20 protein-coding genes, 1 tRNA gene and 1 riboswitch are annotated in these 21,686 nt (G+C 42.6%); of the genes, 10 read left to right on the plus strand and 11 right to left on the minus strand.

Annotated elements, in window-relative coordinates; genetic code table 11:
- Window positions 1-50 precede the first annotated feature (50 nt).
- From AAC978_RS12245 to AAC978_RS12255, 3 genes are all read right to left on the minus strand, one after another.
- Window positions 51-854, minus strand: a complete 804-nt coding sequence (locus tag AAC978_RS12245) for an ABC transporter ATP-binding protein (protein ID WP_341548339.1) — start codon at window positions 852-854, stop codon at window positions 51-53.
- Entirely contained in the window at window positions 829-1,758 is a 930-nt protein-coding gene (locus AAC978_RS12250) for an ABC transporter permease (protein WP_341548340.1), read from the minus strand. The genes AAC978_RS12245 and AAC978_RS12250 overlap by 26 nt, the downstream gene beginning before the upstream one ends.
- Before the next feature lie 68 nt (window positions 1,759-1,826).
- Window positions 1,827-2,849, minus strand: coding sequence for an ABC transporter substrate-binding protein (locus AAC978_RS12255; RefSeq protein ID WP_341548341.1), 1,023 nt, complete (start codon window positions 2,847-2,849; stop codon window positions 1,827-1,829).
- A 372-nt stretch (window positions 2,850-3,221) separates the two neighbouring features.
- On the opposite strand from AAC978_RS12255, the gene AAC978_RS12260 reads away from it, so the two are divergent.
- Window positions 3,222-3,620 carry a LysM peptidoglycan-binding domain-containing protein gene (locus tag AAC978_RS12260; RefSeq protein ID WP_341548342.1) on the plus strand — a complete coding sequence of 133 codons (399 nt, stop codon included), beginning with the start codon at window positions 3,222-3,224 and terminating at the stop codon, window positions 3,618-3,620.
- Between the two features lie 64 nt (window positions 3,621-3,684).
- On the opposite strand, the gene AAC978_RS12265 is transcribed toward AAC978_RS12260, so the two are convergent.
- Entirely contained in the window at window positions 3,685-4,437 is a 753-nt protein-coding gene (locus AAC978_RS12265) for a hypothetical protein (RefSeq protein ID WP_341548343.1), read from the minus strand.
- Between the two features lie 966 nt (window positions 4,438-5,403).
- Between AAC978_RS12265 and AAC978_RS12270 the strand changes: the two genes are divergently transcribed.
- From AAC978_RS12270 to AAC978_RS12300, 7 genes are all read left to right on the plus strand, one after another.
- Entirely contained in the window at window positions 5,404-6,387 is a 984-nt protein-coding gene (locus AAC978_RS12270) for a 2-hydroxyacid dehydrogenase (protein WP_341548344.1), read from the plus strand.
- A 15-nt stretch (window positions 6,388-6,402) separates the two neighbouring features.
- Complete coding sequence (locus AAC978_RS12275; protein ID WP_341548345.1) at window positions 6,403-7,212, plus strand: GNAT family N-acetyltransferase; 810 nt, start codon at window positions 6,403-6,405, stop codon at window positions 7,210-7,212.
- A gap of 533 nt (window positions 7,213-7,745) precedes the next feature.
- The gene (locus tag AAC978_RS12280) at window positions 7,746-8,330 is read left to right on the plus strand and encodes a flavodoxin family protein (RefSeq protein ID WP_341548346.1); all 585 of its coding nucleotides are present in this window, start codon (window positions 7,746-7,748) and stop codon (window positions 8,328-8,330) included.
- 142 nt (window positions 8,331-8,472) lie between these two features.
- Window positions 8,473-9,342, plus strand: a complete 870-nt coding sequence (locus tag AAC978_RS12285) for a DegV family protein (protein WP_341548347.1) — start codon at window positions 8,473-8,475, stop codon at window positions 9,340-9,342.
- A 185-nt stretch (window positions 9,343-9,527) separates the two neighbouring features.
- Entirely contained in the window at window positions 9,528-11,255 is a 1,728-nt protein-coding gene (locus tag AAC978_RS12290; RefSeq protein WP_341548348.1) for a phospho-sugar mutase, read from the plus strand.
- Window positions 11,256-11,430: 175 nt separating this feature from the next.
- Window positions 11,431-14,028, plus strand: coding sequence for an ATP-dependent chaperone ClpB (gene clpB, locus AAC978_RS12295; RefSeq protein ID WP_341548350.1), 2,598 nt, complete (start codon window positions 11,431-11,433; stop codon window positions 14,026-14,028).
- Window positions 14,029-14,407: 379 nt separating this feature from the next.
- A complete protein-coding gene (locus tag AAC978_RS12300; protein WP_341548351.1) occupies window positions 14,408-14,650 on the plus strand; it encodes a putative signal transducing protein in 243 nt (80 codons plus the stop codon).
- Between the two features lie 130 nt (window positions 14,651-14,780).
- Here the strand turns inward: AAC978_RS12300 and AAC978_RS12305 are convergent, their stop codons facing one another.
- The 7 genes from AAC978_RS12305 to AAC978_RS12335 all read right to left on the minus strand — a co-directional run bounded on the left by AAC978_RS12305 (window position 14,781) and on the right by AAC978_RS12335 (window position 20,098).
- Entirely contained in the window at window positions 14,781-15,401 is a 621-nt protein-coding gene (locus tag AAC978_RS12305; protein WP_341548352.1) for a sigma-70 family RNA polymerase sigma factor, read from the minus strand.
- Between the two features lie 118 nt (window positions 15,402-15,519).
- Window positions 15,520-15,984 (minus strand): 6,7-dimethyl-8-ribityllumazine synthase, encoded by a 465-nt coding sequence (gene ribH / locus AAC978_RS12310; protein ID WP_341548353.1) that lies wholly within the window; start codon window positions 15,982-15,984, stop codon window positions 15,520-15,522.
- A gap of 45 nt (window positions 15,985-16,029) precedes the next feature.
- The gene (locus tag AAC978_RS12315) at window positions 16,030-17,238 is read right to left on the minus strand and encodes a bifunctional 3,4-dihydroxy-2-butanone-4-phosphate synthase/GTP cyclohydrolase II (RefSeq protein WP_341548354.1); all 1,209 of its coding nucleotides are present in this window, start codon (window positions 17,236-17,238) and stop codon (window positions 16,030-16,032) included.
- A 32-nt stretch (window positions 17,239-17,270) separates the two neighbouring features.
- Window positions 17,271-17,915, minus strand: a complete 645-nt coding sequence (gene ribE / locus AAC978_RS12320; protein ID WP_341548355.1) for a riboflavin synthase — start codon at window positions 17,913-17,915, stop codon at window positions 17,271-17,273.
- 22 nt (window positions 17,916-17,937) lie between these two features.
- Entirely contained in the window at window positions 17,938-19,035 is a 1,098-nt protein-coding gene (gene ribD, locus AAC978_RS12325; protein WP_341548356.1) for a bifunctional diaminohydroxyphosphoribosylaminopyrimidine deaminase/5-amino-6-(5-phosphoribosylamino)uracil reductase RibD, read from the minus strand.
- A gap of 121 nt (window positions 19,036-19,156) precedes the next feature.
- A riboswitch (FMN riboswitch) is annotated at window positions 19,157-19,270 on the minus strand.
- Between the two features lie 38 nt (window positions 19,271-19,308).
- Complete coding sequence (locus tag AAC978_RS12330; protein WP_341548357.1) at window positions 19,309-19,869, minus strand: GNAT family N-acetyltransferase; 561 nt, start codon at window positions 19,867-19,869, stop codon at window positions 19,309-19,311.
- A gap of 152 nt (window positions 19,870-20,021) precedes the next feature.
- Window positions 20,022-20,098: transfer RNA gene (locus AAC978_RS12335), tRNA-Pro, on the minus strand.
- A 176-nt stretch (window positions 20,099-20,274) separates the two neighbouring features.
- Between AAC978_RS12335 and AAC978_RS12340 the strand changes: the two genes are divergently transcribed.
- Both AAC978_RS12340 and AAC978_RS12345 read left to right on the plus strand, forming a co-directional pair.
- Window positions 20,275-21,129 carry a DegV family protein gene (locus tag AAC978_RS12340; protein ID WP_341548358.1) on the plus strand — a complete coding sequence of 285 codons (855 nt, stop codon included), beginning with the start codon at window positions 20,275-20,277 and terminating at the stop codon, window positions 21,127-21,129.
- 114 nt (window positions 21,130-21,243) lie between these two features.
- Window positions 21,244-21,432, plus strand: a complete 189-nt coding sequence (locus AAC978_RS12345) for a hypothetical protein (RefSeq protein ID WP_341548359.1) — start codon at window positions 21,244-21,246, stop codon at window positions 21,430-21,432.
- Window positions 21,433-21,686 lie beyond the last annotated feature (254 nt).

The following is a 21,686-nucleotide window of genomic DNA, read 5'->3' on the forward strand; positions in this document are numbered from 1 at the left end:
ACTTTTCAACGGGGAAAGGTGTGTTAACACCAGAAAGCTAAACTGTCCTCTTAACGAGTTCCAGCCAGCATCATCCGGTCATTATTCATATGAACACCGCTGGCTTTTTCGAACATTTCCAATAAACGACCGATGGTCATGTTATTGCGCTCAATGCCCCGGATGTCCAGAACGATTCGACCCTCATGCATCATAATTGTGCGATTCCCTACACTGAGGGCTTGCTCAAGATTATGAGTAATCATTAAGGTCGTAAGCTTTGAGCTTTCAGCTACCTTACAAGTCAGCTCTAAGACTTTTTCTGCTGTTTTGGGGTCAAGAGCGGCGGTGTGTTCATCCAATAATAAAAGCTTAGGCTCTTGGAGCGTAGCCATAAGCAGGGTAAGGGCTTGTCGTTGTCCACCGGAGAGGAGCTTGACCTTGGTTGTCAAACGACCCTCTAAGCCTAAACCTAATTTCGCCAGCTCATTACGAAAGTAATCGCGTTTATTTACATTTAAAGCCCAACGCAAACGGCGAGATTCGCCACGGCGTAAAGCCATAACCAAGTTTTCTTCGATAGTCATCGAGGCAGCAGTACCTGATAAAGGATCCTGAAAGACTCGACTGATAAGAGCAGCCCGTTTATGAGATGGCCATTTTGTAATATTTTGACCATCAATCAATATTTCTCCGCAATCAGGAAGGAATACTCCGGCGACGGCATTCATCATTGAGGATTTTCCTGCGCCGTTCGAACCAATCACTGTAACAAAGTCACCAGGTGCTAGCTCCAGCGAGAAATGATCAAGGGCCTTTTTTTCATTAATCGTTCCTTTGTTAAAGATTTTAGTTAGATTTTGAACTGTTAGCATATTGATCCCCCTTCCCAAGAATGCCACCATTAAACGCTGTGAATTTTGACTTTAAACCTGGTGTGACAAGTGCGATCAGAACAATCACTGCTGTTAATAATTTTAAATCGGTAGCTTCCAAGCCAAGTTGTAAGACGATAGCGATAATAATACGGTAGATAACTCCACCGCAAATCACTGCCACAATGGCTCGAGCTATGGAGGATGTTCCCACTAAGACCTCACCAATAATGACAGAAGCAAGTCCAGCCACAATCATTCCGATTCCCATGCTGGCATCGGCAAATTGTTGGTTTTGCGCAACAAAGCTTCCGGAGAAGGCGACTAGACCATTGGACAAGGCCAAGCCGAGTATTTTCATAATGTCGGTATTAACCCCTAAGCTACGAATCATGAGTTCATTATCACCCGTTGCCCGCAAAGCTAAGCCGATTTCAGTGTTCAAAAAGAGATAAACTAAAAGTCCAAGGATGACGATCGTTAGGGAGCAGAGCACTAGGACCCCATATTTCTCCATCCCGGGCAGTTTTTCAAAGTCCGAAAAAATAGTACGTGCCTTGAGTAGAGAAACATTGGCTTTGCCCATGACGCGCAGATTTATTGAGTATAAAGCGGTCATGGTTAAAATTCCTGAGAGTAGGGCTGTTATTTTAAATTTTGTATGAAATATACCGGTGAAGATTCCGGCTATAAAGCCGACCAAGAAGGCAATGCTTGTTGCTAACCATGGATTATATCCTTGAAAGATAAGAGTGGCTGCGGTGGCAGCTCCAAGGGTGAAGCTGCCCTCCACAGTAAGATCCGCATAATCAAGTATGCGAAAGGTAAGGTATACACCTAGAACCATGATCGCGTACATAAGTCCTATTTCTAAAGTTCCTACGACTAATTTCAGGGAGAACATTGTTAACACACCTCAATATTATATCTCTATTTTTGTATGACGCTTTTAAACGTTCTATTTATAAGGTTCTATTTATTAAGAAGTGTAGCTTCACTTTGAATTTCTGCGGGGACTTTTATGCCAAGAAGATCGATGGTTTTTTGATTTAAGACAATGTCAAAATCCTTTTGACTTTCAATGGGCATCTCGGCAATTTTAGCACCTTCGAAAATGCGGAGAGCCATCTCGCCGGTTTGGGCACCTAAATTTTTATAGTTAATACCGATGGTTCCAAGTCCTCCGGCTTCGACTACACTACTTTCACCAGAAATAATCGGAATTTTGTTCTCATTAGCTACTTGGATAACGGATTGGGCAGCTGATACGACCATATTATCGGTAGGAACATAGATGGCATCTACTTTGCCAACTAAGGATTGAGCTGCCTGAAGAACATCGGCACTGGTAGCGACAGTAGCTTCTTGAATTTTAAGTCCGAGAGCAGGTGCTTCTGCTTTGACCACGCGCACTTGAACCTCGGAGTTAACTTCGGCCGCGTTATAGAGGACTCCAATGGTTTCAGCATCGGGGACTAACTTTTTCAGGAGTTCCAGTTGTTCCTTAATAGGGTTCATATCGGTGGTACCTGAAATATTGCCCCCTGGCTTCTCCATACTACCCACTAGATTAGCTTCAACAGGATCTGTTACTGCTGTGATTAAAATGGGGGTATCTTGTGTAGCACTCGCCATAACTTGGGCTGAAGGAGTTGCAATGGCTAGAATTAAATCGAGCTTACTAGATGCGAATTTTTGGGAAATGGATTGAAGATTGGATTGATCCCCTTGTGCATTTTGATAGTCTACAGTCAAATTTTTACCTTCCTCATAGCCTTTTGCTTTTAAAGCTTCTAAGAAACCTTGCCGAGCAGCGTCGAGGGCAGGATGTTCAACAATCTGGATAATGCCAATATTCACTTTCTTAGCTTGAGAAGATCCTTCTGTACCTTGTGATGTACTTGGGGCAGAATTGCCACCACATGCTGTTAATCCTAACGCTAGGACGATACTTAAACCAACACCTAAAACTCTTTTTATACTGCCTTTTTTCATTTAAAATCCTCCTCCTATTTGGGCAATAAAAAATACACCTCCGCAGGGGTGCACTTATCGCCTCACACCTACTATCCTACTGTGCTACAAATATTCTGTTTTACTTATATTATAGTTTTATCAATTGAATGTCAATGGTCTTTTATAGCATTGTTGCCTAATAATTGCTTGTGTTATATATCCTACAAGTTTCTGTCATCCTAATGTTGATATATGCGATAGGGTTAAATATCGCTACCCCATTCTTTGTAAAATTTTCTCAGGTACATACTCACAACAAGATTAATTCCATATATTACTATCAAAAGAGTGCTAAGAGAGACAGAGTTGTAATTACGCAAAGCTTTTTATAATAGATGAGGAGGAAGTTTTATGAATACTCCAATGAACATGATGGGGGGGAGCCCAGAAATGATGGCTCAATACCCTGAACAAGGCCAATACTTCCCGCAAGGGGGGTTCGTCACTTTGGATCCTGATTACTATCCAGGTCAGGTCACCCTAGACCCGGGCAACCCCTATCACTCCTATTATGGAATGGATACTATGCATAGCATGCATCATCAAAATCATTGTTGCCCTCGACCATGCCCGCCTCCATGCCCACCACCGACTCCTGAACCTATCACCTATGTAGTAAAAAAAGGAGATACAGTATACTTGATTGCTCAAAAATTCGGGACCACCATGCAAGCCATTATCCTAGCGAACAACCTTAGCAATCCCGATCTGATCTTCCCCGGTCAAGTTTTCTATATCCCTGTTGTCTAATGTAGCTTAGAAAATGTTAAAAGAATCTCTGTGTCTCTAAAAAAGAGCTACAGAGATTCTTCGTTTATTGAACCGGAGGTTCGCCTTTGAGCATTTGTATAGTTGTTAAAGCTTTTCGCACTTCGGATTCTTCGCCTTCGATGACTAAGGTAATTGCTCCTTCTGACCCAGCAACCCCTCCAGAGCCGATGCATTTTGCTTTAATTTGATATAGGGTTTCCAGGGCCGTGATTTCTGTCACCACTGTAGCACCTAACATAGGAACAAGTCCGACTTTATTGCCCATTGCTTCGTCGACTGGTGAAGTAGCCATAAACTCAACAGCATCACGTACATCGGGAATCATTTTTTCTAAGCCAATCGGGACAATCAACTGTACCCCACGAGCATAGAGAGGGCCAAAGGCTGCACCGATTGTACCGCCCATAGAATTGGCCGCGAAAACGGCGGCTAAACCTGTGGAATCGACTGCATTGCCTCCTTTGATAAAAATATCCCCAGCTTTTAATTCAGGTAAATACTCCTTCCAATGAAAAGCTGAGTCCAGAGGTTTGCCTTTCGAAAAAACATATGGATGAATTCTCTGATCTTCTTTGCTTTCTCCAGTTTTTCCTTCAACAATCATGCCAACAGTATAACGGCTTTTCTCTACAAGTTTATCTCCTAATAGTTCATCGAGAAGAAAAGCATTCGTCGTACCGCCTGCCAAAATAACGGTATGATTTTGCATAGCGTTTAACATGGCAGGCAAAGCTTTGACCCCCTTAGCAATCAGTCGCTTGGATTCACTAGGGGTTAAAGTAAATAGTGCTCTCACTTTATTTCCTCCTTTGGTTAACAATACTAATGCAAGCATAGATCATAATACCATAATTTGCATAGCAAATATGTATTGACAGATTATGCTAACCCCTATATTATAAAAGTGTAAGGAAGATTCAGTCAAGTTTCCCGCAGAGCTCCTCCAAGTCAGCATGAGAGTTTATAGGTTACCCGTTTCGAGTATCATATCCCGATAGATTAAGAACTTGAATCACCTAACCTTAGTTCCTAACTAACTTTTTGGACGTTCGCTTTAAGGGAATCCGAAGAACCTTTCCAGTGTAACAGAGTCATGTGTTCAGTTGGATCCTTTGGTTGACCAATACGATTTATCATTTAGTGTACCGTTAATTTTCTTGCCCAGGAATTCTTCTTCGTTGGAGGAGCTTTGCGGGATTAATATTTACCTATTAGCCTTTGATCTATGGATCAAAGGCTTTTTGTTTTATAAATCTTAGCATAGATCCTTTTTGCCATTAACACAACAATATTCCATTAATTTGGGTTAAATAGCATATAATGGTAACATATTTTCATCCAAAGACATAATTTAGATTAGGAAATTAACCCAGAACCAAAAGATACAGGAGGGAATTGATATGGCATTAGGTGCAGGTTTAGATGGTTGTGGACCGAACTTTCTTCCAGGGATCGCAATTGTAGTGGTAATTATTCTTCTGCTCATCGCCATGGGTATTGTATTCTAAACAACAAAACGAACTAACTCACATGAAAGGGGGATTACTCTTATGTATGGATACGGTGGATGTGGATTTGGTGGTTATGTAGGCGTTGGGATCATCGCAATTGCAGTTCTAATTCTGATTGCTCTTGGCGTAATCTTCTAATAAAATAAATGTTAATTGGAGCGTTCCGAAGCGGAGCGCTCTTTGTTTTTAATTACGGTTATGATAATCTAAACTAGGAGAGAATGGAAGTCATGATGAATTGAGGGATAATCGTGAAGCCGAAAATTTTAATTACCCGTCGAATACCAGAAGATATTCTTGCAATGATTCAAGAAACCTGTGAGGTAAAATTGTGGCCTGAAGATGATGTTCCTATTTCGAGGGATGTCTTAGAGCGAGAAATTAGTGATATAGAGGGATTGTACTGTTTATTAACCGAGTCTATTGATGATGCTTTGTTAGCACAAGCTAAGAAACTCAGAATTATTAGCAATATGGCAGTAGGTTACAATAATATTAATGTAGAAGCAGCAACCAAGCGCAAGATTTTGGTCACGAATACTCCTGGAGTACTTACAGAAACAACGGCTGACTTAACCTTTGCCTTACTTATGATGACGGCTCGCCGTATGGAGGAAGCTTCTCAATTTCTGCGTCAAGGTCAGTGGAAGACATGGTCGCCGATGCTGCTAGCTGGTCAAGATATTTATGGTGCCACCCTAGGGATTATCGGGATGGGGAGAATCGGAGAAGCCGTGGCTAGGAGAGCTACGGGGTTTGATATGAAGATTATCTACCATAACCGAACGCGCAAGATAGAATTTGAAGAAAGGCTGGGGGCTCAATACCGGACATTCAATGAGCTGCTGAAGGAATCAGATTTTGTTTGCGTATTAACGCCCTCTACTCCTGAGACTCAGAACTTAATCGGAAAAAAAGAACTGGAGCGCATGAAACCCAGCTCCATCCTGATCAATACCTCCCGAGGGGGTATTGTGAACGAAGATGATCTCTATGAAGCTCTAAGAGATCAAAAAATATATGCAGCCGGGCTTGATGTTTTCAGCGAGGAGCCCTTATCTCCTCAACATCCTTTGCTGACTCTACCGAATTGTGTTGCACTTCCTCATATTGGTAGTGCGACAGTTAAAACTCGTCGTGAAATGGCTCGTTTAGCCGCTGTTAATTTGGTAACGTTCCTACAAGGAAAAAAACCACCTCATTGTGTAAACCCATCTGTTCTTGAGAAAGAATAAAGGAGTTTCATTTTCATGTTAATGTTTTCTGATTTGGCGAGAACCTCTATTGAGGAGCTAACACTTGCTTGGAACCGTTGCTGGCAAGGTTATTTATATGAAACCAAATACACCGAAGCGCAAATGAAAGCATGGCTCGAGAAATGCCAAATCGATTTATCACAATCCGTTGCCTTGAAAAATTCAGATCGTATTATTGGATTTTCTCTACTAGCGTCGGAGAATAGACTGGGATGGCTTGCAGGTACCTGTGTCAATCCGGAATTTCGGGGCCAGCGTTTATTTGAGCCTCTTATCAAAAATCAATTAAATAATGCTGATAGCCTAAATTTAAGGGGGATTCAGCTTGAAGTCTTAAGCCAAAATCATGCTGGCAAGGTTTATGAAAAGCTTGGTTTTCGTAAGACTCGAGAGCTTTATGTCTACCGATACACTAAGGATACCCCCATTGCTTTAGTACCCCGTAATCAGGGGGGAGGTCTTTTTCGAGAAGCGATTCTCTCCGATTATTTTCAAGCCAGAAATGAGGCCGGATTTCTCCCTTCCTGGCAGAGACGAGAAGAGTATCTGAAACGCTATCCATCCTTGCAAGCGTGGCTCAATTCGGAGGGAACAGCCGGTTTGCTCATGACTAAAGAAAGTCTTGCGGTACTAGATGCTTGGACCATGGCTTGGGAACAGGCAGATAAGCTAGTTGCGACCATTTTATCTAAGACCCAGGGGGATTTCAGTTTAACAAATCAGCCGAAAGATTATCTAACCGCATACTTAAGCCAGCATGGCATTAAGCCTAATGATATACAATATGAAATGAGTTATTCGTGAAAAAGATGTTCATTGCTGGCATTTGTATGGAACAAAAAAGAACGACAAGGCATATGATGAAAAATAATTCTTAATTATGTGGTGGAGCAAATAATGGTGGCATAAATAGATAGACCACCACATAGAATGAAAAGGTCAGGGTTAAATCGCTGAGCCGACAAACCAAATTATTCCTATTGCCAAAAAATGATAAAAATGTTATGATTGAGAAATGCAAAGAAGGGGGGAGTTCAATGAGTGATAATGAAAAGCTTTTGATTGAATCAATACTTGCTTCAGTTGGCTTAGAATCTATTAAGATTTCTAGCACAAAAATCAACTGTAAGCTGAAGTAATCCACATCAAAGCCAAATATGATTTCATAGAAAGGATCTGGTAATTTGTCGGTCACCCAACAAACGATGCCTAACCTAGATATTTTCTGTGCACTAATGTAAAAGCGAGTTCCTGAGAGTAGGGAACTCGCTTTTACTATTAATAACAATCATTGTATAATAAGGGCAAAATACAGTTAAATTGTGGGGTGATCATGTATGAAGCCACATATCTTAGGAATAGCTGGAAGTCCGCGTCGCAATGGTAATACGGATCGACTCTTAAAAGAGGCTTTGGATTCTTTACAGAGTGGGGGATATTCGATTGAGAGAATCAATGTCCGTGATCTGCAGTTTTCACCCTGCTTAGGTTGTAATGCATGTTCGAAGACCGGTCAATGTGTGCAAAAAGATGATATTCAGTACCTCCAAGAACGATTTCTCGCTGCAGATCGAATTATTGTCGCAGCTCCTGTTTTTTTTATGGGAATCAACGCCCAGATGAAAGCGGTGATCGATCGTATGCAGACTTTTTGGGCGCTAAAATATGTGCTTAAAAAGCCTGTCATTGCTACATCTGAACGATTACCTCGCCACGGGCTTTTCCTCTCGGCATCCGGAACAGATTTCCCAGATGTTTTTAGCTGTGCTGAGAAATCAGTGCGAAACCTCTATCATGTTATGGATGTCCATTACTTCGGATCCTGTGCCTATCAGAAAATCGACACAGCTGGTGAGATCGCTCATCATCCAACAGCTTTCCGTGAAGTTCGAGAGAAAGCGTTAGAGCTTGCACTGCTGTGATGATAAGGGCTAGGGTGAGTTTTCTTGCATAATTTATTATGAATCTTTTCAAAAATAAATATAATGTGTATGATATACTTACAATAGGTTTATTATCATTCTATCTATCCCGCTAAAATTCACATAGAAAGGATATTTGCGCATGACAAAGCCTAATAACCTTCAGGAGATGAAGATTGCTATCGTTACCGATAGTGCGTGTGATTTAGAACCAGAAATTATTCGTGAGTATGATATTGAAGTATTACCCTTACATATTATTTATCATGACCGTGAATATCGGGATCGCGTCGATATTTCCCCACAAGAAGTTTACGACTCCCTAGAGCAAGAAGTTCCTAAAACTTCCTTACCAGCGCCGGCCGAAATTCAAGCTGTTTTCAACCGCTTACGAGAGCAAAATGTGACTCATGTTTTGGCTCTTCATCTTTCCAGTGGTCTCAGCGGAACGTATCAAGCCGTCTCATTATTTGCTCAGGAATTTAAAGATATGATCATAGAAGTGGTCGATACGAAAACACTTTCCATGGGCTTAGGAATCTCGGTCATTGAAGCAGCACGGGAGAGGCGTCGTTCCATGGATTTCGAACAAGTGGTAGCGACCGCCAAAAAAACGGTCCAAGGTATTAAGGCTTACTATGTTCTTTCGACTCTAGAGTATTTGAAAAAAGGCGGTCGGATTGGCTATGTAGCAGGTACCATAGGTGAACTACTTCATCTTAAACCGATCATTTCTATTAACGAAGAAGGTAAGTATTTTACATTCTCCAAGGTACGGGGAAGAGAGCAATCCTTAAGAAAATTGAAGGATGTTATGCTAGACCATTTAAAGGAGAGTATGGCTAGTATCGCAATCGTTCATGGTGGCTCAGAGGCTGAAGCTCGTGATTTGGAAAAAATAGCACGTGAGCACCCCAATACTAAGGAACTCTTTTTTGGTCAAATCAGTCCTGCCTTAGGGGTCCATACTGGACCTGGGTTAGTAGGGCTTATCGTTTATCCAAATTCTTAAAATGATACTCTAAGAAGAAGACGCTCTAAGAACAAGGCACACCAAGAACAAAAAGCTTGCAGATCACTCTGTAAGCTTCTTTTAACTATTACCGTCATGAATGCTATTGATACTATCACGACTATTTTATTATTGAAGGTCATAATTTATATTGAAGTGATAATACAAGCAAAGGAGTATTGTTGATGTTTCAAGAACGATATCAATTTTGGTTAAATGACTCATATTTTGATGAAGAGACGCGTTCAGAAGTTGCGAGCTTAAATGATCCTAAAGAGATCGAGGATCGTTTCTATGCCGATTTAGAATTTGGTACTGGGGGACTCCGTGGTATTCTTGGCGCAGGTACTAATCGTATGAATATCTATGTGATTCGCAAAGCTACTCAAGGCTTAGCAGACTTAATTAGTGAAGGAGGAGAAGAAAGAAAGGCCCGCGGGGTGGTCATTGCTTATGATTCTCGGCGTCTATCTTATCACTTTGCGCGAGAAGCAGCATTGATTCTTGCTCGTAACGGGATAAAGGCCTATCTATTTAAGAATCTTCGTCCAACTCCGGAGCTATCTTTTGCTGTTCGACACTTACTTGCTCAAGCGGGAATTGTCATTACTGCCAGTCACAACCCCAAAGAGTATAACGGATATAAAGTCTATTGGGAGGATGGAGGGCAAATCCCTCCAGACCGTGCCAATCAAATTCTTGATCGTATTAACGCTCATCAACAGTGGAATGATATTCACCCTCTTCCGGAAAAGGACGCCAGGGAAAAGGGGCTGCTTATCGACTTAGGGGAGGAGCTGGATTATGCATATCTAAAGAAGGTTAAAGAATTGGCATTATACCCAGACCTTGCCCAAGAAAAAGGGAAGAACCTTTCCTTAGTGTATACCCCCTTACATGGGGCGGGCAATATGTTGGTGAGGCGTGTCTTAACCGAAATGGGCTACTCAGTATTCACTGTTCCCGAGCAGGAAAAGCCTGACTCAGAATTCCCTACGGTTCCTTATCCTAATCCGGAAATCCCCTCTACCTTTGATCTAGCTCGAAAATATGGAAAAGCTCAGAATGCCCAAATCCTGATAGCCACCGATCCAGATGCGGACCGTCTCGGCATGGCCATTCGCACTCCTTCTGGAGAATATCAGCAACTCACCGGAAATCAAGTGGGCACCCTGTTAGCCTATTATTTCATAACCCAAAAGAGGAGCTTGGGGATTCTACCGGATGATGCGGTGATTATCAAAACAATTGCTTCCACAGATCTTGCTGATCTAATGGTAATGGACTTAGGGGTTCAAATCGAAAATGTTCTCACAGGATTTAAGTTTATTGCTGAGAAAGAGCAGGAAATGGAGAATCTAGGAACTGGGAATTTCCAGTTTGGATTTGAGGAGAGTTATGGGTATCTTGCGGGGCATTTCGTCCGTGATAAGGATGCCGTTATCGCATCCTTACTACTCTGTGAAGCCGCTCTCTATTATCAAGAAAGAGAAGGTCGTTCCTTGCTTGAGGTCCTTGAAGACATATACCAACGCTATGGCTATTTTGTCGATGATCAAATCTCCATGACCTTGCAAGGTAAGGAGGGCAAAGAGAAAATGCAGCGGATGATGACTACTCTTCGGGAGACCACGGTGGAATCTTTCGGGGGGATACTTATCGAACGCATCGATGACTATGAACTGAGGAAAGGAAAAAGAATCATTGCGCCACAAGAGAATTATTCGCTTTTACTGCCTCAGTCTAATGTCATACGCTATTCTTTACAGGGAGGCGGCTTCGTCATGGCCCGACCCTCAGGTACAGAGCCCAAGATAAAATTCTATTTCAATATCAGAGATGTTAATCCTCAAGAACTGCAAAACACCCTTGAGCGAGTAAAATCTGATTTGCTAAAGCTGGTTGCTGATTAAGTGAATAGCAACTCTCCATCCACCCCCTAAGTCAAGCTTAGGGGTTTTTTAATAAAAATAATGTCTGATCTTTATTGACCTTTAATTGAGTTGTGCTTATAATATATTTAGAGAGACTTATTGAATATAGAGTTTTATGGAATATTAAGTTATTGATAAAGGAGTGATCAACACCATGTCTTTTGATACCAATCGCTTTACGCAAAAATCCCAAGAAGCCATCATACAAGCTCAAACTATGGCAGAACGGAATGGCAACAGCCAAGTAGAGCCTGAGCATTTACTTTTGGCTTTACTTGAACAAGGAGAGGGAGTAGTCCCTCAAGTCTTAACAAAACTAGATATCCCTGTGGGAGCATTGGCTCAAAAAGTACGTCAAGATATACAACGCTTACCCCGGATGACGGGGACATCCGTCCAACTAACTTCTTCACCGCGCCTGCGAACTGTTCTGGTCTCCGCTCACGATGAAATGGACACGTTTAAAGATGAATATGTAAGCACAGAGCATCTTCTTCTAGCTATTCTTGAGAAAGGGGAAGGGGGAGCAGAAAAGCTCTTAAAGCAAGAAGGGCTCACTCGTGAAAAACTCCTGCAAGCTCTGCGGGAAGTTCGAGGAACCCAGCGGGTTACCAGTCAGACCCCTGAAGGAACCTTTCAGGCCCTCGAGCAATATGGACGTAATCTTGTGGAGCAAGCTCGTCGGGGGAAGCTAGATCCGGTGATTGGCCGTGACGAGGAAATCCGCCGGGTAATTCAAATCCTCTCCCGACGAACCAAAAACAACCCTGTTCTTATCGGTGAACCTGGGGTTGGCAAAACTGCGATTGTGGAAGGTTTGTCCCAACGCATTGTCAGAGGTGACGTTCCCGAATCCGTTAAGGATAAGAAGGTAATCGCCTTGGATATGGGATTGCTCATCGCCGGAGCCAAATATAGGGGTGAGTTTGAAGAACGTCTTAAAGCAGTACTTAAGGAAGTCCAAGAGCGCGAAGATATTATCCTCTTCATCGATGAACTTCACACGGTCGTCGGGGCAGGAGCGGCAGAAGGAGCAATGGATGCTAGTAACATGCTCAAGCCCATGTTAGCTCGGGGTGAGCTGCACATGGTCGGTGCCACCACCTTAGAAGAATATCGCAAGTATATTGAAAAGGATGCGGCATTAGAACGACGCTTCCAACCCGTTATGGTAGGTGCCCCCACTGTCGAAGATACTATCTCCATATTGCGCGGTCTCAAAGAGCGCTATGAAACTCACCACGGGGTAAGGATTACTGATGGTGCTATCATTGCGGCGGCTGTACTTTCCGATCGGTATATCAGTGACCGTTTTTTGCCTGATAAGGCTATTGACCTTGTGGATGAAGCTGCGGCTCGGTTGCGCATGGAAATCACCAGTGACCCCTATGAATTAGATCAAATCAAGCGCCGTATGCTTCAATTAGAAATTGAACGGGAGGCATTAAAGAAAGAAAAGGACGAAGGGAGTAAAGAGCGCCTTGCCAAGATAGATGAAGATTTAGCAAATCTCAAAGAAGATCGGGGGGCTCTAGACGCCCAACTTCAGGGGGAAAGGGAAGTTCTCACAAAGATCAATAAATTAAAAGAAGAAATTGATCAAACACGCACAAAGATGGAGCAAGCTCAACAAACTTATGATTATAACAAAGCTGCTGAACTTCAATACGGTATATTACCTAAATTAGAGAAGGATTTGAATGCCTCAGAGGAGCAGCTACGAACACGCAAAAATTCTTTATTAAAGCAAGAGGTTGGCGAAGAGGATATCGCAGAGGTAGTAGCCAAGTGGACACAGGTTCCGGTAGCGAAGCTCCTCGAAAGTGAATTAGCTAAGCTAGTTCATATGGAAGAGCGGATACATGAACGTGTCATCGGGCAGGAGGAAGCCGTCAAAGCGGTGTCTGACGCTGTACGTCGAGCTCGTGCCGGACTACAAGACCCCAATCGTCCTTTAGGCTCCTTCTTATTCTTGGGGCCAACAGGGGTAGGGAAGACCGAGTTAGCCAAGGCTCTCGCTGAGTTTCTCTTTGACGATGATCAAGGAATTGTCCGAATTGATATGTCGGAATACATGGAGAAACATACGGTGGCGCGCTTGATTGGAGCTCCTCCCGGCTATGTAGGCTATGAGGAAGGAGGTCAGTTAACCGAAGCAGTGAGACGGAAACCCTACAGTGTAGTGCTATTTGATGAAGTAGAAAAGGCTCACAGTGATGTGTTTAATGTGCTTCTCCAGCTTCTCGATGATGGCCGCTTAACCGATGGACAGGGACGCGTTGTCAACTTCAAAAATACCGTGGTCATTTTGACGAGTAATATCGCCAGTCCGTTGATCCAAGAAATGACGGCTTCAGGCGCTTCCCAAGAAGTGTTACGTTCCAAAGTTACAGAGGAATTGAAGAACTATTTCCGCCCGGAATTCTTAAACAGACTAGATGAGATGATCGTATTTCATCCTCTTGGCCAGGAACATATTCGTTCTATCGTTGAAATTCAGCTGGATCTGCTTCGTAAGTATCTGGCACCGCGAAAAATCACTCTGGATCTTACCGATGCTGCTCAGGACATCATTGCTCAACAGGGCTATGATCCGATCTATGGGGCTAGACCACTCAAACGTGTCATTCAGCAACATTTGCAAAATCCTCTGGCTATGCAAATCCTTCAGGGAACAATTCACGAAGGTGCTCACGTCATGGTCGATGTTAACTCCCGTGGAGAATTCGACTTTAACACTCTTAGCAATTAATAGAACCTAGTAAGGCAATTCGACCTCCTCTTAGGAAATTACAATCCCTAAGAGGAGGTCATTCTGTTTCGTGCATCCATGTATGACTTGCTGAACATCACTTGCATCCTTATGGATAAAACTATAAACTATAGATAGTTAGGCAAGAGGCTCTTTTTAATGTATAAAAAGCTTAAATGTTAATAGCAAGGGGATGTATGTTTCGCATGAAAAATTCTAAAACAGACCTCATGATATTTGCCGCGGTTATGATTTTTATTTTTTTCTCCGGTAATTTAGACCCTAATACTAGGTTAATCATTACAGGCTTATTCATTGCCGTGATCGTGATACAACGATTAATATTTCCCCCCAAAGGCAAGAAAGAAGCTCAGAAAAAATGAAGAAGTGGTTGTTTTTGACCAATGTTACCACGGAAATCGAAGCGGATATTGTCATTGCTCTTCTTGAACAAGCAGAAATCCCTGCCCAGAAAGCCTTCCCAGGGAGTGGCAATTTAAAAGCTACCTATGGCTTAATCAATGGGGTCGAGATTTATGTCCCCGAGGATTGGATGGAGCAAGCCAAGGAGATACTTGAGGCTGATAAGCAAAGCACGGTGGGTGGCTGTCCGGAAGAATAGTGACCTATAAGAGGTGTTTAAGCTACTGGACCCAGAGAAGAGCTTTTTAATGATCAGCCGTGCAGCTACATGATAGACTGATACGTTTATGTAAAGAATCCCCTGAAAATAATCAGGGGATTCTTTTTTATTATCCTGCGACTTGTCGTTCACGATATGCAGTAACTTTACGTCGTATCCTTTGAATAGCATTATCTAAGGATTTCGAGTTTAAACCGAGATGCTGAGTAATCTCACGTTGTTTCATACCTATTAGATAGTGACAACGAAAGACCTTAAGCTCTAAATCAGAAAACCCACTCATGAGCTCCTGCAAGAAGAGACGTGTCTCATCCAAAGCAATAATTTTCTTCTCAGGGTCATCATCGTTGGTTACAAAATCAATGAAGCTATCCAATTTATCATCACTTACCTCATTATTCAAGGAAAAGGCTTCGTTAAGATTTGTGTGTTTTTGCCTGTTATGTGCCCGCAGGCTGTCGATGATCTTTCTTTTAATAACCATACGCACAAAATGCAGAAAGGGAATATCGGAATCCGAATCATAAGAATTAATTGCTTTATAGATAGCAATCCGTCCTTCTTGAAGTAAGTCTTCATAATCAGCCCGATGCAGAAAATACTTATAAGCTATTTTTCGAATTTCTGGTTCATAATATTCGATAACCCAATTGAGTGAATCCTGATCCCCAGAGCGTGCTGCTTCAAGTTGCTTATCGATGTTAGTTAGAACATGCTTGTTTGAAGCCAAACGCTCATCTCCTTATCAAAGATTTAGACTCAATAACAAGTCTAAATAATTTACGATTCTTTGACAAGGTACACATTTTGGACAGTTATCCAATTCGTACTATTTTTTAAGCAATGAATTATTTAATCATATTCAATAAATTGACTGTTTCAATGGCTGTAATGGCGGCATCATAGCCTTTATTGCCAGCTTTGGAGCCTGATCTTTCAATAGCCTGTTCAATGGTGTCCGTAGTTAATACCCCAAAAACTACTGGGATTTTAGCCTCTAAACCTACATGAGCGACACCTTTGCTGACCTCAGCACTGACGAAGTCAAAATGAGGGGTAGCTCCACGAATCACTGCTCCTAAGCAGATCACAGCATCGTATTTTTTGGTTTCAGCCATTTTTTGAGCAACCAAAGGGATTTCGAAGGCCCCAGGGACCCAAGCGATTTCAATATCTTCCTCTGCTGCGCCATGACGTATTAGTCCGTCGAGAGCTCCGCCTACTAATTTATTGGTGATAAATTCATTAAAACGAGCGGCGACAATTCCAAATTTTAATCCTTCAACAACCAGTTTACCTTCATAAGTCATCATATTTCTTCATCCTTTCTTAATTGACAGCATATTCATCTATAAGATTTAGTGAACGCTAGGTAAAAAGTGTCCCATTTTGGTCTTCTTGGTATGCATGTAATACTCATTTTCGGGCTTCACAGGCATTTCCATGGGAACACGTTCAACGATTTCCAGTCCATATCCTTCTAAACCGACAATTTTGCGTGGATTGTTAGTCATTAAGCGCACGCTTTGAATTCCAAGGTCCACAAGGATTTGAGCACCCACACCATAGTCCCTAAGGTCGGCAGGGAAGCCTAAGGCAAGATTAGCTTCGACAGTATCTTTTCCTTCTTCCTGGAGTTTATATGCTTTGAGCTTATTTAATAAGCCAATTCCACGACCTTCTTGTCGCATATAGAGCAATACGCCCCGACCTTCTTTTTCAATAAGTTCAATTGCTGCTGCCAATTGGTCTCCACAATCACAGCGACGGGAATGAAACACATCACCGGTTAAGCACTCAGAATGAACACGAACCAGTACGGGATCTCCGTTTTGTACATCACCTTTGACCAGGGCAATATGCTCTTGTCCATCGAGCAAACTCCGGTAACCAACGGCCTCGAAATCACCGAAATCAGTGGGGAGTTGAATGTCAACAACACGTTCTATCAGCTTTTCCTTTTTACGTCTGAAGCGAATCAATTCTTTAATGGTGATGATCTTCAGCTCATGCTTCTTGACGAACTCCATGAGATCAGGCACACGAGCCATCGAACCGTCTTCCTTCATGATCTCACAAATAACACCTGCCGGCTCAAAACCTGCTAAGCGTGCCAGATCAACAGCTCCTTCCGTATGTCCTGCCCGAACCAGTACCCCACCTTCACGTGCTTTGAGAGGGAAGATATGTCCCGGCCGATGGAGATCCTCAGGTCGACTTTGAGGGTCGGTTAAGATATTGACTGTATTAGCGCGCTCAAAGGCCGAGATCCCAGTGGTGCAGTTGCAGCCATCAACACTGACAGTAAAGGCAGTCCCGTGGGGATCCGTATTATGAGTTACCATAGGGTCAAGATTCAAGGCTTGGATACGTTCTGCAGTCATGGGTACACAGATTAGGCCGCGGCCATAGGTCGCCATAAAGTTGATTGCTTCCGGCGTGACTTTCTCGGCAGCCATCAACAGATCTCCTTCGTTTTCTCTTTCTTCGTCATCAACGACTACGATCATTTTTCCTGCGCGAATGTCCTCGATAGCTTCCTCGACGGTATTAAACTGAAAATCCATTTCTATCACTCCTATTTATACATTCTCTACTTCTATAGGAATCCATGTTCCGCTAAAAAGTTCATGGATAAATCCTTTTGGGGGGCATCATTTTTCTCTAAAAATCTAGCTACGTATTTGCCAATCAGATCAGTCTCTAGATTGACCATATCACCAACTCCCTTAAAACCTAAGGTTGTTTCTTGGCGAGTGTGGGGAATTAAGGATACTGTAAAACCTTGGGGCAGGACATCGACCACGGTAAGGGATATACCATCAATTGAAATCGAGCCTTTAGGTAAAATGTACTTCAAAAGAGCAGGGGAGGCTTTTATCTCAAAAACTCGGGCGATCCCGACCGGGGTAATTCTCGAAATGGTTCCAACCCCATCCACATGCCCGCTGACCATATGGCCTCCCAAGCGTGTCGAAAGTTGCAGGGCTCGTTCTAAGTTGACCTTAGTTCCGCGCCCACATTCCTTGAGATTGGTTTTATTGAGGGTTTCGGCCATGACATCTACTGTAAACAGCTGACCTTGCATTTTCACCACTGTTAAACAAATGCCGTTAACAGCAATACTATCCCCGATCTGAGTTCCTGCCAAGACATGAGGCCCTTCAATGGTAAGCTGAGCAGAGTCCGGTAGAACCCTTAAATCTGTTACTTTACCCAATTCTTCGATAATACCTGTAAACATATGTTTCACCTCGCATATCCATTCAGCTTGTGTACTTTACCTTAGCCCGGACTCGGAGATCTCCAGTAGAGAGATCGGTCTCTAAGAACTCCAGGGGGATAGCTTGAGACATCATGGGCAACTCGAGTCCGCTAAGAGGGGAGGGACCTTTACCACCAATGAGTTTGGGAGCATAAATGAATTCAATTTCGTCAACAAGCTGTGCTTGTATAAGTGAACCGGCTAATTTTCCTCCACCCTCTAACAATATGGAGTTCCAACCCCTTTTTACAATATCCCTTAACAAGTATTCATAGGGAACATAACGGGGAGTATTGTATTTCCAAACCTCAACATTCTCTAAGCCCCGGAAGAAATCATATTGCTCCGGAGGAGCGGCGTCAGTGGTAGCAATGATACATGGCGCCGAACAAGATGAGGTGAAAATGGCCGCATTGAGAGGTATCTTCAGCTCACCGTCTATGATCAAGCGAACAGGGTCACGGCCTTCACAAATCCGGCAATTCAGGGCAGGATTATCATGGTTAACGGTTTCGCTGCCGACCATGATCACATCGAATTGATTGCGTAATTGATGGACATAGGCGCGAGATTCTTCATTGGTAACCCATTTAGAGTCGCCCGATTCTGTAGCTATTTTTCCATCAAGTGTTAGAGCCGATTTGTAGAGGACAAAGGGCAGTGTTGTTTGAATCGCTTTTAGAAATCCTTTGTTTAAGTTTCTGGCTTCATCCTCCTTGAGGCCGACCTCCACTTGAATACCTGCTTCACGCAAACGAGTAATGCCACGTCCACCTACTAAAGGGTTAGGATCCGCCATAGCCACCACGACTTTTTTTATCCCTGCCTCAATCAGTGCGTCAGCACAAGGAGGGGTTTTGCCAAAGTGCGAACATGGCTCTAAGGTAACATAGGCGGTTGCTCCTTGGGCATTCGTGCCTGCTGCCCTGAGAGCATGAACCTCCGCGTGAGGGGTGCCTGCTTTTTGATGATATCCTTCGCCCACAATTCCTCCATTATTGACAATAACACAGCCAACTAAAGGGTTAGGACTGGTTCTGCCGACGGCTTGAGCCGCCAATTGCAGAGCCCTTGACATATAAATTTGATCTTGTTCCAAGTGATCACCACCGTTTCGGAGACTAATCTTAAGTAGCTTTCCATAAAAGCATATAAAAAACCCCAGAGTAACTCCTCTGGGGTACAAAATTTGCAACAAAAGAATAGTGCGTAAGCACTTTCATTTCCTCTTATCATCCAGACTTTACTGTCGGCTCTGGAATTACACCAGATCTGCCATATGGCTCGCGGGCTTGACCGCCGGTATGGAATTTCACCAATCCCCAGAGGTATTCAATTACTCTATATATACTACTCTAACCCATGAACAATTTCAACCCCTAGGGTTATTTTTCTCTATCAGGATAAGGGAGGTATACTCTTCCCGCAGCAACCCCATGAGAATGGCATCGTGATACTCTCCTAAAACGAAACGCGCTTGTCTTAACCTACCTTCAGTCTTAAAACCAAGTTTTTCGTAGGCTTTTAGGGCGCGAAGATTTCCATCCCATAAATCTAGGCTCAAACGATTAAGATTCCATTGATAAAATAAGTAGTCAAGAAGGACCTTCAAGGCATCAGTACCATACCCACGCCCCCAATAGTCTTTTTCACCAATGATGATGAAGAGGACGGCCGAACGCGCAGGGTGATTAATATCCCGAAAGCCAGTCGTTCCGATGGGCTCATGCTCCTCATTAAGAATGATATAACGGCCGCTATCCTTTTGTGGGGTGAAAAAACGTTCTTCTATATCCTCTTCATTGAACATTGTGCTTAAAGGCCAAGCACCATTAGCCCAATAATTAACTTCTTGGTCATTATACCATTTTTGGTAGATAGGAATATCATCGGGAGCCAATGGGCGAAGATAGGTTTTTTTCCCTTGCAGCACGTTCAATCCCCCCAGAAATTTTTTGCGAATAATGTGGTTTCCTTCACCAATCGCTGTGTTAAGATAATGCGAAATATGATAGCTTAAGAAATATATAAAAAGCGTGTCCATAATCCTTAAGTGGATAGTACACGCTACGAAAGTCTATTCAATGGTCGGGGCGACAGGATTTGAACCTGCGGCCTCTTGGTCCCGAACCAAGCACGCTACCAAACTGCGCTACGCCCCGTTAATAGAACGCTTTATAATATATCAAAATCATCACAAACTGTCAAGTTACAATGGAGTAAAGGCACTTTACTCTTTTATTGATTGGCTGTTGATTTTCCTATATACTTAATCATATATAGCCATAGCCGAAAATTATTATAGAGATATAAAAACAGAAAAGCGGGGGAGAAAGATTTGCGAAAAACCGCAATCATTATGGATTCAACGGGGTATTTAACTTCAGATATTATTAATGATTATAACATTCGTGTTGTAACCCTGAACGTAAATATTGGCGATGAGACTTTTAAGGAAATCGAATTATCCAATTCGGTTTTTTTCACAAAACTGGAAAATATCTCAGGATCCTCAACCACATCACAACCTTCGGTGGGTTCATTCATGGAAGCCTATCAGGCTGCGCTCGCCGATGGTTATGAAGAGATAATTAGTATTCATCTTTCCCAGAAAATTAGCGGCACCTACTCTTCAGCTATGATGGCCAAGGATTTACTAGAAAACGCTAATATTCATATCTTTGATTCTGAATCCTCTGCCCTTGGCTTAGGACTACTAGCTTGGGCGGCAGCCGACTGGGCTAGGGAAGGGCTGAATGCCCAAGAAATTTTGTCAAGACTTCCTGCCTTAAGATCGCAATGTGAGCTTTTTTTTATTGTGGATACTTTAGAATATCTGCACCGAGGTGGAAGAATCGGTGGTGCTTCAGCACTTTTTGGAACCTTACTGCAGATTAAGCCCATTCTTTATTTCAATGAAGAAGGTATTATTGATGTCTTTGAAAAAGTTCGTTCGAAAAACAAGGCGTTGCTAAGGGTCTATGCCGAACTTGATCGAGCCATGTCTTCGAAAGAAAATTACCGAATCGCTGTAATTCACGTCGGTGCACCATCAGAAGCAGCGGTCATGGCAAAGGACCTTAAGGAAAAATTCCCTGGCCAAGATGTACGGATTTTCGAAGCAGGGCCTGTTATCGCTACCCATGTCGGACCCGGAGCATTAGGCCTAGCGTTTCATCCTTGGCCTAATTGATTTTCGTAACAACAAAACTAGGGATTTATCAGTCTATTTCCAATACTTTGAGCTGAGTATAAGCTTAAGAAACGGTGGGATGATAGTGTGGGGAACATTATGGAGGTGTTGACTATGCTCAAAATCCCGCGCGATTTATTTTCACAAGAGAAAAAACCTGAAGATATCAATGCCGAAAGCTTGACTTCTGTCCTCGACGACATTTCTGAAGCTGATTTCCCCCAAACCTCTATTGAAGATATTGGTTGGGTTACGAATGTCATTGAGCCAACTCAACAACGAGGGCCTTCAGAAAGTCCTTAGGCTAATTCAATTCTTTAGAAGATATTAGTTACTTGCGCTGATTTAGATTTAAGCCATCTTATGCCTTTTTAGGACGAGATGGCTTTCTTATTTTAATTTCAAAATCTAAATTTTTAGCCTCACAATTTGTGATAAATTCCTGAATATTTAAATTTTATATTCTTTAGAAATTTAGGAAGGAATTACAAAAGGAGTAGGGAATACTTAGTTAGTTAGAGCAATATTTCACAATTTGATACATAGGATCTTATTAA

Origin of the sequence: Desulfitobacterium sp. THU1, from assembly GCF_038181555.1 — a bacterium.
Lineage (GTDB): Bacteria > Bacillota > Desulfitobacteriia > Desulfitobacteriales > Desulfitobacteriaceae > Desulfitobacterium.